At 45.4% G+C, this 13,548-nt stretch carries 13 protein-coding genes; 9 read left to right on the top strand and 4 right to left on the bottom strand.

The genetic code is table 11. The features are described 5' to 3' along the window. Positions 1-162: 162 nt before the first annotated feature. Positions 163-666 carry a transcription elongation factor GreB gene (gene greB, locus L5M38_RS11110; protein WP_220776486.1) on the bottom strand — a complete coding sequence of 168 codons (504 nt, stop codon included), beginning with the start codon at positions 664-666 and terminating at the stop codon, positions 163-165. A gap of 395 nt (positions 667-1,061) precedes the next feature. Between greB and ompR the strand changes: the two genes are divergently transcribed. From ompR to L5M38_RS11095, 3 genes are all read left to right on the top strand, one after another. Then, the gene (gene ompR, locus L5M38_RS11105; RefSeq protein WP_006079507.1) at positions 1,062-1,787 is read left to right on the top strand and encodes a two-component system response regulator OmpR; all 726 of its coding nucleotides are present in this window, start codon (positions 1,062-1,064) and stop codon (positions 1,785-1,787) included. 42 nt (positions 1,788-1,829) lie between these two features. Next, positions 1,830-3,146 carry a two-component system sensor histidine kinase EnvZ gene (gene envZ / locus L5M38_RS11100; protein ID WP_263179115.1) on the top strand — a complete coding sequence of 439 codons (1,317 nt, stop codon included), beginning with the start codon at positions 1,830-1,832 and terminating at the stop codon, positions 3,144-3,146. 128 nt (positions 3,147-3,274) lie between these two features. Beyond that, positions 3,275-5,245, top strand: a complete 1,971-nt coding sequence (locus tag L5M38_RS11095; RefSeq protein WP_263179114.1) for a methyl-accepting chemotaxis protein — start codon at positions 3,275-3,277, stop codon at positions 5,243-5,245. A gap of 37 nt (positions 5,246-5,282) precedes the next feature. On the opposite strand, the gene L5M38_RS11090 is transcribed toward L5M38_RS11095, so the two are convergent. Then, positions 5,283-6,575, bottom strand: coding sequence for a DUF5666 domain-containing protein (locus L5M38_RS11090; RefSeq protein ID WP_263179113.1), 1,293 nt, complete (start codon positions 6,573-6,575; stop codon positions 5,283-5,285). Between the two features lie 86 nt (positions 6,576-6,661). On the opposite strand from L5M38_RS11090, the gene L5M38_RS11085 reads away from it, so the two are divergent. The 3 genes from L5M38_RS11085 (at position 6,662) to L5M38_RS11075 (ending at position 9,111) form a co-directional block, all read left to right on the top strand. Then, positions 6,662-7,330: a response regulator transcription factor gene (locus L5M38_RS11085; protein ID WP_131525518.1), complete on the top strand. Its 669-nt coding sequence runs from the start codon at positions 6,662-6,664 to the stop codon at positions 7,328-7,330. Beyond that, on the top strand, positions 7,302-8,567 hold the full coding sequence (locus L5M38_RS11080; protein WP_263179112.1) for a sensor histidine kinase: 1,266 nt from the start codon (positions 7,302-7,304) through the stop codon (positions 8,565-8,567). Before L5M38_RS11085 ends, L5M38_RS11080 begins: the two co-directional genes overlap by 29 nt. Before the next feature lie 154 nt (positions 8,568-8,721). Then, positions 8,722-9,111, top strand: coding sequence for a YgiW/YdeI family stress tolerance OB fold protein (locus L5M38_RS11075; protein WP_113940229.1), 390 nt, complete (start codon positions 8,722-8,724; stop codon positions 9,109-9,111). A gap of 71 nt (positions 9,112-9,182) precedes the next feature. Here the strand turns inward: L5M38_RS11075 and L5M38_RS11070 are convergent, their stop codons facing one another. Next, positions 9,183-9,656: a peroxiredoxin gene (locus L5M38_RS11070; protein WP_263179110.1), complete on the bottom strand. Its 474-nt coding sequence runs from the start codon at positions 9,654-9,656 to the stop codon at positions 9,183-9,185. Positions 9,657-9,736: 80 nt separating this feature from the next. Continuing rightward, positions 9,737-10,681, bottom strand: a complete 945-nt coding sequence (locus tag L5M38_RS11065) for a choice-of-anchor H family protein (RefSeq protein WP_263167989.1) — start codon at positions 10,679-10,681, stop codon at positions 9,737-9,739. Positions 10,682-11,047: 366 nt separating this feature from the next. Between L5M38_RS11065 and L5M38_RS11060 the strand changes: the two genes are divergently transcribed. Genes L5M38_RS11060 through L5M38_RS11050 form a run of 3 tightly spaced genes read left to right on the top strand, consistent with a single transcriptional unit; the run spans position 11,048 to position 13,405 of the window. Next, positions 11,048-11,350 carry a PepSY domain-containing protein gene (locus L5M38_RS11060; RefSeq protein ID WP_263167988.1) on the top strand — a complete coding sequence of 101 codons (303 nt, stop codon included), beginning with the start codon at positions 11,048-11,050 and terminating at the stop codon, positions 11,348-11,350. Between the two features lie 2 nt (positions 11,351-11,352). Continuing rightward, positions 11,353-12,048 (top strand): response regulator transcription factor, encoded by a 696-nt coding sequence (locus L5M38_RS11055; RefSeq protein WP_113940226.1) that lies wholly within the window; start codon positions 11,353-11,355, stop codon positions 12,046-12,048. Next, positions 12,041-13,405 (top strand): ATP-binding protein, encoded by a 1,365-nt coding sequence (locus tag L5M38_RS11050; RefSeq protein WP_198572432.1) that lies wholly within the window; start codon positions 12,041-12,043, stop codon positions 13,403-13,405. Before L5M38_RS11055 ends, L5M38_RS11050 begins: the two co-directional genes overlap by 8 nt. Positions 13,406-13,548 lie beyond the last annotated feature (143 nt).

Here is a 13,548-nt window from a genome sequence, read left to right as displayed (position 1 = left end):
AATAAAGTGTCGTGCCTAACTGTAATGTAAGTCGTTATTGCGCCAAAGATACCACAGGCGCCCCGTATGTTTCATGCTAAAGCCTAGGTCAAAGCAGAGTCTTTGATCTTTCATCGCCATGCCATGGTGACCGCAGCGGTTGTCACGGCGGCAACCCTGTCGCTAATCTGCCTCGCTGGCGAGAGTGGTTTCAAAAGGAGTGTAACGGATCTGATTGATATACCACTCTTTTGGACCCGATGGCGTTTGCACTAGCACCTCATCATCCACTTGCTTGCCGATTAAGGCACGCGCCATGGGCGAGTCGATGGTGATATAGCCTAATTTTGTATCGAGCTCATCTTTACCGACGATCCGATAACGCACGCGATCACCGGCTTCATTTTCAAGCTCAAACCAAGCGCCAAAGAATATTTTGCCTTCCTGCTGCGGCGAGTAATCGACGATTTTTAATTCTTCTAACCGCTTAACTAAGTATCTGACTCGGCCATCAATTTGTCTTAACAAACGCTTGTTGTAAGTGTAGTCCGCGTTTTCACTTCGATCTCCCTGTGCCGCGGCCTCTTGGACTTTAAGGGTGATTTGCGGCCGATATTCTTTCCACAAATACTTCAATTCTTTATCTAAAGTTTGCCAACCCTGTCGGGTGATCAAATGCGCTTTCATACTCATTACTCAATCGTTGGATTAAACGACCACAATTGATGCGGGATAATATATTGGACTGATGATACTCAGACTGGACGCTAAAGTTAACTCACTAAATCATCTCTGTGCATAATGGCTTTTAAATCACCTCTTTTACTGATGCCAATTTAGTTACAATTTCAGCTATAGCGTGAATAAACGCGAGTATTCCCATGCAATTTCATTTGCTTAGTATTAACATTGGGCAATCAATGTCAGCATTTATCGCATTCAAGTTACTAAGGTGAGCTAGTCGCCTTGGTTGAATGCGGCTATATTAGGCAGATTCGTTTTCAATTTCAGCCAGTTGGTTAATCTTAACTGTTTCTCATCAGTAGAAGTAAGCACCAATCTGAGCAATTAAAGGACATCCCATGGGACAAGAAACCTCGAAAATCCTCGTCGTCGATGATGATATGCGCCTGCGAGCGTTACTCGAGCGTTACCTGATGGAGCAAGGTTATCAGGTGCGCAGCGCGGCCAATGCCGAGCAGATGGACCGCCTATTAGAACGTGAAAACTTCCATTTACTCGTGCTCGACTTGATGTTGCCCGGCGAAGATGGTCTGTCTATCTGTCGTAGACTGCGCCAGCAAGGTAACCCCATTCCGATCGTGATGCTGACGGCCAAGGGCGATGAAGTCGACCGCATTATTGGTTTAGAGTTGGGCGCTGACGATTATCTGCCAAAACCTTTCAATCCACGGGAATTACTTGCGCGGATCAAAGCCGTGATGCGTCGCCAAACCCAAGATGTGCCCGGTGCGCCCGCTCAGCAGGAAGCACAGATTAGCTTCGGTGAGTTCTCGCTGGATTTAGCGACCCGTGAGATGTACCACGGCGACGAATCGATTGCGCTCACTAGCGGTGAGTTTGCCGTACTTAAAGTGCTCGTCACCCATCCACGCGAACCCTTGTCTCGGGATAAGTTGATGAACCTCGCCCGTGGCCGCGATTATTCGGCGCTAGAACGCTCCATCGACGTGCAAGTGTCACGTCTACGCCGCTTAATCGAAAAAGATCCCGCGAATCCTCGCTACATTCAAACGGTTTGGGGTTTAGGTTATGTGTTTGTACCCGATGGTGCTGCGCGTCGATGAGCCGCGCTGCCATCTTAATCTCCTGCGGTTATTGAGCCCACGATGAAACCTAAGTTTTGGTGGCGGTTTGTGCCTCGCAGCGCGTTTAGTCAAACCGTGATGCTGATTGGTTGTCTACTACTGATCAATCAGCTGGTGTCTTACGTCACAGTTGCCGTCTATGTGCTTAAGCCAAGCTACCAACAAATCAATCAATTAATCGCTCGCCAAGTCAAATTGCTGTTTGTCGATGGCATAGATATTGGCCGCGAACACTTAACCATAGTCGATGCCCTCAATGCCAAAGTCCACGACGATGGCATGAAGATCTACAATCAACAGCAAGCGCATGAAGCGGGTATTGAGCAAGCCACTTACTATGGTTTCTGGTCATCGCAGATGTCGGAATATCTTGGTGGCGATGCCGAAGTCCGCGTTACCCATGGCAGCGTATTACAGATTTGGATCCGTCCACCACAGGCGCCCTCGATTTGGATAAAAGTGCCACTTATCGGCCAAAATGTTTCAGATCTTTCGCCACTCACCCTTTATTTAATGGTGATTGGCGCACTCAGTGTCGCTGGGGGATGGTGGTTTGCTCGCCAGCAAAACCGCCCACTTAGGCGACTACAAAAAGCTGCGATTTCAGTCTCCCGCGGTGAATTTCCCGATCCCTTGCCGCTAAAAGGTTCGAGTGAAATTGTCGAAGTTACCAATGCTTTCAACCAGATGGCACACAGCATGAAGCAACTGGAGCAGGACAGAGCGCTATTGATGGCGGGGATCTCCCACGATTTGCGCACGCCGCTCACCCGTATTCGCCTCGCCTCTGAGATGATGGTTGAAGAAGATCAATATCTTAAAGATGGCATAGTCAACGATATCGAAGATATGGACGCCATCATCAGCCAATTTATTGCGTATATTCGCCAAGATCAGGAAACCAGCCGTGAGCTAGGGCAAATCAATAAACTCATTCAAGATGTCGCTCAAGCAGAAGCCAATCGCGCCGGTGAAATAGAAGTGGTGTTAACTGACTGCCCCGAAGCACAATTTCAAGCGATTGCCATTAAACGGGTACTGAGTAATTTAGTCGAAAATGCCTTTCGCTATGGTTCAGGCTGGATCCGCATTAGCTCACAGTTCGATGGTAAACGTATCGGTTTTAGCATTGAAGATAACGGCCCAGGGATCGATGAGTCGCAAATTACCAAATTATTCCAACCATTTACCCAAGGTGATATCGCCCGTGGTAGTGTTGGTTCGGGCCTAGGCCTCGCCATTATCAAACGGATTATCGACAGACACCAAGGGCAAATTACCCTCTCCAACCGCGCCGAAGGCGGTTTAAAAGCCCAAGTGTGGCTGCCGCTGGAATAACGCGAGATCACATATTTGCAAATCAAATGACAACGCTGACATCCAAGTGAGCACTTGTCATATTAATGTCACCTTAAATTCATAAACTCAGCACAGTTACTGGCTCTGACCATTATGAAGATTGCAAAATGAAAATTTCAACGCTGTCGCTTTCTGCTTCTGCCCTATTGTTATTGCTCGCGGGATTGCTAGCAGCCGTAGTGCTGTGGAGCAGTGATCAGCGGCAACAAATTGAGCAGCAAACACTGACATTACAAGCTATTCAGCAGGATTTTCTCGTCGGTGTACGCCGCGATCTCGATGGCTATTTAGCCAGTGGCAACGCTAGCCAACTTGAACAAGCGAAAACCAAACTCAGCGCCATTAAAAACCAGCTCACGCAGCTTAACCTCGCAGCCATGGGCGCGACCGACAATGACTTGCAAGCCAGCCTAAGCAACTTCATTCAAGATTTAGATACCAAGTACCGCGCCGCGGGTAAACTCGCTGGCAATCCTAGGCAACTGCTCGCCCACGCCGAATCTGAAATGCTCGACTACAACCGTCGTCTGGGCAGTTATGCCGATAAAGGCTTAGCCACAAATGCGGCGGTCGCCGAACAATATCTGCAATTGAGCCGCGATTTACCTTCTATCGTCTACCAACTTTCCCAGTTGACCGATGGTTATCTGATCGGTAAAAATCAGCAGCTCAAGGGCATTTTAGACAGCACCAGCAAAGAGCTAAATACGTGGCACGACACCCTCAGCGCACTGCCGTTAATCGGCGTATATGAACAGCAAGAAGCAGATGAATTTGCACTCGGTGCCAGCGAACCGAAACAAATTGAAATCGGCGAGAGTGACCGCAGTGAACTGCTCAGTCTCGCCAATCGATATAACAAAGAAGTCGCCAATACCCACCAATTACTGCAAACAAACCAAGAGATGCAAGATCAACTCATTCAAGCGATTAGCAATGTGGAGCAACAGCTTATTGGCTTAGGTGAGGCTCAGGCAGCGAAGAACCAGCAGCTGAAATATGAGTTACAGCTAATCCTCTACACTATGGTTTCCATCATGGCCTTGTTTGCGATTGGTTATTTAATCCTGCAGCAAAATCGCGTCGTCAAACCGCTAAAACGTCTCAACCAAGCTTTTATGAAATTAAGCGAATCGAACAGCCGCGAGCGTTTAGATATTAATCGTCGCTGCGAGACGGGCCAAATCGCAGGTCATTTCAACCAGTTACTGCACAGGTTTGAGCAGGAAGACGAGGCACAGCGCCAGCAAATCACTAAAGTTTCTCAATCATTAAGCCAACTAGTGGCGCGCATTACTCAGCTGTCGCAGCACACAGAGCATACCCAGACGATTGTGGCCGATACGCAAACACAGACCGAACATATCCGCAGCCTCGCCAATGAGGTGAGCCACACTTCGGCACTCGTGGAAGACAGCGCCGCCGAAACCATGCGCCAAATGCAGTCGAGTCAAGCACAAGCCGAGGCGGTATTGAGCGCAACCGAGCAAACACAAACCGCGGTCGGTCTGTGCCATTCGTCCCTTGAAAGCCTAAATAACTCAGTGACGGATGTATCGAAAATCATTGATGTGATTGGCAATATTGCCGAGCAAACTAACTTACTCGCCCTTAATGCTGCCATCGAAGCTGCGCGGGCTGGCGAGCAAGGTCGCGGCTTTGCCGTGGTGGCCGATGAAGTGCGTAATTTAAGCCAACGCACCCAAGTGTCTTTGAATGAGATCGTGAAAATTCTGCAACAACTTACCCAATCAAATCATGCTCTCAGTGAGAGTGTCGATGGCATAGCACAGGCCACCAGCAGCCAGAAACTGCGTGCTCAAAGCCTGTGGCAAGTGGCGCAAACAGTGCAAAACCAAGCAAGTGAAATGGCTAATACCGCCAAACAAGGCTCGCTAAATGCCAAAGAGCAAGTCGATTATCTCGATGAATTTGTTCGCACTATGGATAGTTTAAAAGAACAAGCGCAAACCAGTTCACAGCAGAGTGAGGTCATCGCCCAAGAAGTACAGCAGAGTGTAGAAGATATTGAAACCAGCTTGGGGATTGGGCAAAGCCAAATAAACCGTGCGGCCTAAAACCGCACGTTTATTCACTTAATTTCTCTATTTGTGTTTAATCGTCGATTCGACAATTGTGGATATTAGAGCCATCGAACTGACATTCGACATCAACCCATTTGCCTTCAAATGGCGTTAATGAAGCATCAGTCGCTTGATAGCCCCACAAGGTCTTTTGCATCACTAAACCCGACAAATCAAGCTCATTGCTTCGCACTTCAAGATCAACTTCTTTCACTAACCACTGGTTGTCTGCGAGTTCAACACCTTCTATTTGAATCCATTTTTGGTCAAGTGTCGCTAAGGTTAAACCGTCATCGAATTGAGTTCTGGCATCAATATCAAATGTAAATCCATTAATTTGTAGCTGATTATTGGTGGTCAGTGTCGCCAGACCTTCTAGCTCGAACTTTTTACCTAAGGTTGGAGGTATTCCACCATTATCATGTGATGTTTCAAATTCAACTTCTCTGGCCCATAAACCCTGCGGCATAGATTGAATATCTACATCGACTAACTTGCCTTCAACCAAGTTAGCTTGCTTGCCATCTTCAAATTGAGTATTTGTAGTGACATAGAGTCGAGTACGGGCATTAAGCTCAAACTGCGTTTTATCTTGGTTGACCCAAGTAATAGTCCCTTCTAGCTCCATATCGTTAAAAGACGCCGTATCTTCCACCTCGACTTCAGAGGCCAAAAATGAAGCACCACTTTGCTGGCCTTCCACTTCGACCCATGATCCTTCCTGTAAGCTGCCTTCTAAACGTGCGTTGGCATAATTAATCACTGCCGAACCGATATTGAATTGTTGCGCAGTCTTATTTAATCCAGAGACACGTCCCTCGATTTCAGCAAACGCAAAATTGGGGATAAGGTTTATAGAATTAACCTGCCATTCTCCCATTACCGTTGGATAACCATTTACCGCCACCCAATCGCCTACTTTATACTGGGTCGCGTCCGCTGGTTTAACGACTAAATTAATCCCATTAACGGCAATAGTATTTTGATTAACGGAACTGATTTCACCCACAAGGCTTGGATCTAATATGACATTTTTAGCCTGTTGGCCTTCATTATCTATTTTGACCCTCATCCCCATTTGAATGGCATTAACCTCTAACGGCTGTTGTCCATAGTGAATCTTAGCATTAGCGATATTTACGCTATATCCGTTTACAGTAATCGAATTATTGTCAGAAGCGATATTTGTTACTGTACCGTTAATTTTTGCGGGTAACGTAGGTTGTGGAACGATAGGATCGGGTTTAGAGGTATCTGTTGATGAATCATTACCACCGCAACCTGCCAGCAAAATGGCCGTAATACAGACTAAGAGTTTATTCATTTTCTTCCCTATTATGTCTTGTTAAATCAGTGCTGGGCATCTTAGTATGAAGATCGTCAAGCAAATGTGAAGAAATGAATTAACCTATGAAAGTATTAATTGTTGATGATAATCATGATGTTATTGAAACAATCATGGATTATTTAACCCTAGAGGGGATTATTGCCGACTGTGCATATCACGGGGAAAGTGCAATCAATTTAATTCAACAAAACCATTACGATGTCATCATAATGGATATTATGATGCCCAAATTAGACGGTATTAATACCGTCAAAAAACTGCGTGAAGAAATTTATTGTAATACACCGATTATATTTTTAACCGCCAAAGATAGTCTGCAGGATAAAATTGATTCTTTTACATCAGGTGGGGATGATTTTTTAAATAAACCTTTCGCGATGGAAGAATTATGCTTAAGACTGCATTCACTGCATAATCGTGGCCCACGTTTAGATGTGGGTATTTTGCGCTTCAGTGATATCAGTTTAAATTTGCAAACCCATCAAGTTACCCGTGCTGGTAAAGAAATTAAGCTCAGTAAAATTCAGCGCACCATTCTTTCACTGTTACTAAAACATGCGCCCGCTATCGTGAGTAAAGAGCAATTGGTAGATACAGTATGGGGAGATGATGCACCTTCGAGTGATTCACTTCGCAGCCACATATACAGCTTACGCAGTGCACTCGATAAAGGTTTTTCAGACTCAAAATTAGAGACTATCCATGGCCAAGGTTACCGACTTATCCCCTGAGCATTTTCCGAGTTTATATAAAAAAATCCGCCTCACTTTTTTAATATTAACTAGCTTGATGTTTGCCATTTTTTGGAGCCTCATTTATATCGCCGAAGAACAAATTGAGAAGATTAGCCTCGAGCAAACGCTGGCCACAGAGACTCGCGAATATCTAAAGAATTATCAAAGGTTTGGTGATAAAGCACAGTTCCCCGATATCAATGAATTGAAAACATATTGGAGCAAAGAGTTTGTACCAGCTTGGCTGCAACCTTATCAAAATACCGGATTTTACGAACATCAACTGGGTGACGAAGATAAACACTTTTTAATATCCGCTCATCCTTCTGGGCAAGGGCTGTTGTATGTGGTTTATAAGGATGACGCGGACGATTTCCTTGATAGCTATGAAGATAGAATGCACATTTTGATCTCTATTATGGGGATCGGTTTGCTCCTGTTTATCATGGCGTATGGATTGTATTTTGTACGTCTGCTATCCAGTCCTCTCGCTGAGATTGAAAATAAAATCAATCAACTATCACCCAAAAGACCGACATCAACACCGAGTACTTCATACCGTGAAACCCGCCAGATTGAGCAAACCCTATTAAGCAACAAAGCTAAAATTGCCGCCTACTTCACTCGGGAACAAGAATTTAGCCGTTTTGCCTCCCATGAACTACGCACGCCCATTATGGTGATCCAAGGTTCAGTAGAATTGCTCAAAAAAATCCCCAATGCGACAACCGAGGCTCAACAATTAATGGTCAAAAAAGCCATTACACGTATTGATTACGCAGGGCATCAAATGAAAACGCTCACCGAGGCCTTTTTACTTCTCGGAAAAGAAGACATTGAGTCCCAGCACTACAGCCAAATTGATTTAGCACCACGCCTTGAACACATTTTAGCTGAAATGGCGCAGCACTTTGCCAAGCAAGAAATCACCTACAGCTTAACGCTTAAAGATTGCTTGAGCATCAAGGCGCCACTGAGCTTTATTGACATAGTGATAGGTAATTTAATTAAAAATGCTTTCAATTACAGTGCCGGAAACATTGAAATTACGATGCAAAGCAACCAATTATGGATACTGAATCCACTAAGCACTCAAAGTACTGATACATCAGGCTATGGCTGCGGATTAATTATTATTGAACGTATTTGCGAGCGAATGGGCTGGGCATTTTCAACCCAAAACGATGGTGCTAGCTATCAGGCTTATGTTCAGTTTATAGATAATGCCCATTAACTGAAGTTATCTTGGATAAATGACCTCGTTTTAGCAAATTCTGAGTTGCAAACCCAATCTTCACAACCGCTTCACGCTTGTCTTGGCACTATGCTCGCAACACTGTAATAGCCATTGAGGCTGAGTTACATAAAACCATAGAAAGGACAAACAGATGAATAAAATGACTCTTACCGTTTTCGCAATGGCACTTTCATTCACGACTATGGCCAGCCAAGCGGGCTTTCAACCTACAACGGGTGAACCTCAAATACAGGGTGGCTTCCAAGGGCCGAGCGCAAGACAAGTGATTCATGATGTGGTGAGCGCGCTCAATGCCAGTGATGACGCCCAAATTGAGTTAACGGGCCATATCATTTCTTCCATTGGACACGATGATTATATTTTCCGTGACGCTACGGGTGATATTAAGGTCGAAATTGATGATGATTTATGGCGCGGCAACACAGTAACACCTGAGACTCAGGTCATTATTCGTGGTGAAGTGGATAAAGATTGGTCTGAAGTGACCATAGATGCAGACAACATTCAAATCGTACAATAAATTGATTTAGTTAAAGCCAGCCAATCAATGGCTGGCTTTGGTCACATCCAAACTTCATGTCTTAAATACGCTTAGATAGCAGCCAAAACAACTTCAGCTTTACTGGCTTCAAAAGCCTTTGGCTCTTCTACATTCAGTAGAGTCACTACACCATTATCGATGATCATGGCATAACGTTGTGAACGCACGCCACCAAAACCGGCAGTATCCATATCTAAACCTAAGGCTTTAGTAAAGCTGGCATCGCCATCGGCTAACATCATTAATTCAGAGGCATTTTGTGCTTCGCCCCACGCTTTCATCACAAAAGCATCGTTCACAGCAACACAGGCAATCAAATCCACGCCTTTCGCTTTAAATTGATCGGCTAATACCACATAGCCAGGTAAATGCGCTTCAGAACACGTTGGAGTAAAAGCACCTGGCACTGCAAACAATACGACTTTTTTACCCGCGAACAATTCGGTAACTTGGTGATTCACCATGCCATCTTTAGTCAGTTGACCTAATGTGGCAGCAGGTAATGTTTGACCTTGAGCAATCATGTCTTTCTCCATTTAGTTAAAATAACTCATCCATACTAGCCCTATTTACCGCAGATAAACACCGAGAGAAATAAGGGCGATTAGGCTCGAGTTCGATTCAACCGCAGCCCCGCACACAAACTAAGACATAACAAACCTAATACTGAGAAGGCGCCGCCACTTTCCTCAACAACGATAATGTCGGGCTCTCTGTCTCGATCGCTACTCTCCAATGGCAGCGCATACAAACTATCGGTCTCATCGGCGCTAATGGTCGCAACAATATCGCTGTAACCCACTTCATACACATCAATCAACACATCATAGTGATCCGTCGCATAACCCGTGTAAAGCGTGGTCAACACTTCGTAATCGTCCTGTGTCGAATCGCCGTAAATGGTAAATACGTCTGTGGTGTAGTAATGCACCCAAGGGCCACCATCACGACTGAGATAAAGCTCGGCAAATAAATCAGCTCTTTCATTAAGATATGCACCATTGACATCAACGTCGAAGGTCACGCTAAACGTTTGATAAAACCCATCGTAATCAAAGTCTTCAAACAAACGACTGCTGGCATCAAAAATCGAAAAGCTGTGATACACAGGTGCGCGGTAGGGATCTTCACTGGTCGCGCTCGAACTCGGAATCCCTTGGCTCGCATGTTTCGCTGTTACTTGCTCACGCGTCATCGGCGAGGCGCCCATAAGTTGCACTCGGTTTGTCGTCGGCGCTTTGGATGATAAGGCTGGCGCCAAGGATTTCACGGCCGCAGCGGCGACTTCAGTGACATTTTTTGCGGGCGCGGCTTGTTGTAACAAAGCTAAGGCTTGTTGTTCCTGCTCGGCAGCTTGCTCGCTATTTTCCGCTTTTTTAGCAATGCCAACGCTGGCTGCAGTAAATGGCGTTAAGCTTTGCGATGACTCCAGTTCGCGGGGCTGAGCGCTAGCGACAGATGACGCTAAAAACAGCGCAGCAATAGCCGTTGCCATAAACAGCTTAACATTAACTGTGGCTGCCATATCTTGCTTATTGAGTGTGTTCATCTTGAATATCCTATGGATAACCCGTTCAAATTGGAGCTATTAAAGTGCAATGAAGGTGAACATAAGCTGAACATCAATGCCCACTGTTCTCAGTCAGAAGTACGTTCAGCCCGAGTTCATCTGGAATGGGTAACACTCACAAAACTTAAACGATACAAGCGCGAGCATAGAGATAGACTCGCCAACAGAACTTCAGTTCTGTCACGAATAACAAAATAACTGCCAGAGTTAATTTTGAAGGAATTGTGCCAACCAATTGGCTGATCTCTATGTGTTTGTTAAGGTGATGAGGTATTCTTAGTCGACTCGATAAGTTATCCATCTCACTCATTAACTTAAGATCGCTGAACATTGCGGGTACCCGATATGAAACTTGGTTTGACCTTGGCCCTAATCACTTGCTTATTAGCCTCCTTTGGTTGCATAGCAGGTAATGATAGACATGATGATCGCAATCCGCCTCGTAACCAAGGTGCGAAGAATGAGCAGCGCCGTCTAGCGGTCAATAGCCCTGATCAAGCGGTGGCAATGGCGCAACGACAATTTCAAGGCAAAGTATTGAGTGTACAATCCAGCGGATCGGGATATCGTATTAAAATCCTCAATAATGATGGCCAAGTATTTTCTGTTTCAGTAGATGCCGCAACGGGCCGAGTCTCGAGGAACTAACGATGCGATTGTTACTAGTTGAAGATGATATAGAACTACAGACTAACTTAAAGCAACATCTCCTCGATGCCCATTACAGTATCGATGTGGCGAGTGATGGTGAAGAAGGCTTATTTCAAGCGCTCGAATACAACTATGATGCAGCAATTATCGATGTCGGTTTGCCTAAACTCGATGGTATCGCCTTGATCCGTAGCGTGCGTGAACAAAAACGCGACTTTCCTATCCTGATTTTAACCGCAAGGGACAGTTGGCAAGATAAGGTTGAAGGACTCGATGCTGGTGCCGACGACTATCTGACGAAACCTTTCCATCCCCAAGAACTCATCGCACGACTAAAAGCCCTGATCCGTCGCTCCGCCGGTAAGGCCAGCCCCCTGATCTACAACGGCCCCTTTAGCCTTAACACCAGCAGTCTAGAAGTACGTAAAGGCGAAGAACTGGTTAATCTCAGTGGTTCTGAATACAAGTTATTCGAATTTTTTATGTTGCATCAAGGCGAAGTCAAATCAAAAACCGTCCTCACAGAGCACATCTACGATCAGGATTTTGATTTAGATTCTAACGTCATCGAAGTCTTTATCCGCAGGTTACGCAAAAAACTCGATCCTGATAATCAATACAACCTGATTGAAACCCTGCGCGGCCAAGGTTATCGCCTAAAAGCGTTAACGTCTGGGCAAGCAACCGATGAGTAAACGCGCCATGGCGTGGCAAGTGCTGAACTCCCTAAAAGCACGCTTAGTTGCCAGCGCGCTATTATTTATCTTAGTGTTATTACCCTTGATCGGCGTTGCCTTAAACGATGCCTTTACTGAACAAGTTAAAAGCGCAACCAAGAATGAACTCAGTGCCTATGTCTATTCAATTCTCGCGGTGACTGAAGTCGAAAACAAACAAATCTCCATCCCAGAGTTAGTGTTAGAGAATCGTTTTAACCTCATTCAATCAGGACTGTATGCCATTGCAACCACTGAAGACGCCAGCGGCAAACAAGATATAGTGTGGCACTCGCAATCTTTTATGGGGATTACGCCACCGCCACATTTTACCATCCCAGCCACAGGTCAAAGCGCATTTGAGCAAATCGAGCTCGCCGATCAACTCCATTTGATTTATAGCTTTAGTGTCAGTTTTGCCAGCCAAAATCAAAACGTGCCAGTGACAATCCACATCATTAAAGACGAGCGAGAATTTCAGCAGCAAATTGATCAGTTTAATCAACAGCTTTGGACTTGGCTGCTGATCTTAATGTTAGTCATGTTAGTGTTTCAATTGAGTTGGTTACTGTGGACGTTGCGGCCATTGGCACGCTTTACCCAAGAGTTACATTCCGTCGAGCAAGGTAAGTCGATGCAGCTAAGTAGCCAGTACCCCACTGAATTACAAGCGGTTGCTCGGCAGCTTAATATTTTGCTCAATACCGAACAAACCCAACGAAAACGCTATCGTAATGCCTTGGCCGACCTAGCCCATAGCCTCAAAACACCACTGGCGGTGATCAAGAGTCAGGCCGACTTAAGCGAATCCTCCAGTGAGCAAGTATCAGTGATCAGCAGGATCATTGGCCACCAGCTAAAACGCGCCCAAACCGCAGCGGCGGCCTCGTGGCATTTAGGTATTCGTGTCGATGAAATCGCCGCTAAGTTATTACGCACCTTAGCTAAAATTTATCGAGAGCCACAAATCAATCTCAGCGGCGAGATGGTAGAACACGCAGTATTCAAGGGGGATGAAGCAGATCTGACTGAAATTCTAGGCAATTTACTCGACAACGCCTGTAAAGCCGCGAAGTCTACGGTGACATTAACGGTCACAGGCGATGCCTATCAACTGCTAATCTGTATCGAAGATGATGGCCCAGGGATCAGTGAAGCCCTGCAAAATCAAATCTTTGAACGTGGTATTCGCGCAGACTCCTACCTTCAAGGTAATGGTATTGGGCTTGCTATCGTGCGCGATTTAGTCGACAGCTATAACGGCAGAATTTCTGTCTCTCGCTCAGAAACCTTAGGTGGTGCCAAATTTAGCATCAGCTTTGCACACTCAGTTTAAGTCTTTATTTTCAATGCGATAGATTTATTACTTCTCTTAAAACTTGGCTATAAATAAATATTTAACCGCAAAACACTTTCAGCTTATGTTCATATTCACACGCCTAATATGCCCATAACATCCTCGAACAGGATTATTGGAGC

This window comes from Shewanella sp. SM101 (assembly GCF_025654465.1).
GTDB classification, from domain to species: domain Bacteria; phylum Pseudomonadota; class Gammaproteobacteria; order Enterobacterales; family Shewanellaceae; genus Shewanella; species Shewanella oncorhynchi.
The sequence above is the reverse complement of the archived record's forward strand: the minus strand, read 5'-3'. Positions and strand labels throughout refer to the sequence as shown.

Coding starts and splice junctions, on each gene's coding strand:
- greB (WP_220776486.1), bottom strand. CDS start 666: ATGAAAGCGCATTTGATCACCCGACAGGGTTGGCAAACTTTAGATAAA.
- ompR (WP_006079507.1), top strand. CDS start 1,062: ATGGGACAAGAAACCTCGAAAATCCTCGTCGTCGATGATGATATGCGC.
- envZ (WP_263179115.1), top strand. CDS start 1,830: ATGAAACCTAAGTTTTGGTGGCGGTTTGTGCCTCGCAGCGCGTTTAGT.
- L5M38_RS11095 (WP_263179114.1), top strand. CDS start 3,275: ATGAAAATTTCAACGCTGTCGCTTTCTGCTTCTGCCCTATTGTTATTG.
- L5M38_RS11090 (WP_263179113.1), bottom strand. CDS start 6,575: ATGAATAAACTCTTAGTCTGTATTACGGCCATTTTGCTGGCAGGTTGC.
- L5M38_RS11085 (WP_131525518.1), top strand. CDS start 6,662: ATGAAAGTATTAATTGTTGATGATAATCATGATGTTATTGAAACAATC.
- L5M38_RS11080 (WP_263179112.1), top strand. CDS start 7,302: ATGGCCAAGGTTACCGACTTATCCCCTGAGCATTTTCCGAGTTTATAT.
- L5M38_RS11075 (WP_113940229.1), top strand. CDS start 8,722: ATGAATAAAATGACTCTTACCGTTTTCGCAATGGCACTTTCATTCACG.
- L5M38_RS11070 (WP_263179110.1), bottom strand. CDS start 9,656: ATGATTGCTCAAGGTCAAACATTACCTGCTGCCACATTAGGTCAACTG.
- L5M38_RS11065 (WP_263167989.1), bottom strand. CDS start 10,681: ATGAACACACTCAATAAGCAAGATATGGCAGCCACAGTTAATGTTAAG.
- L5M38_RS11060 (WP_263167988.1), top strand. CDS start 11,048: ATGAAACTTGGTTTGACCTTGGCCCTAATCACTTGCTTATTAGCCTCC.
- L5M38_RS11055 (WP_113940226.1), top strand. CDS start 11,353: ATGCGATTGTTACTAGTTGAAGATGATATAGAACTACAGACTAACTTA.
- L5M38_RS11050 (WP_198572432.1), top strand. CDS start 12,041: ATGAGTAAACGCGCCATGGCGTGGCAAGTGCTGAACTCCCTAAAAGCA.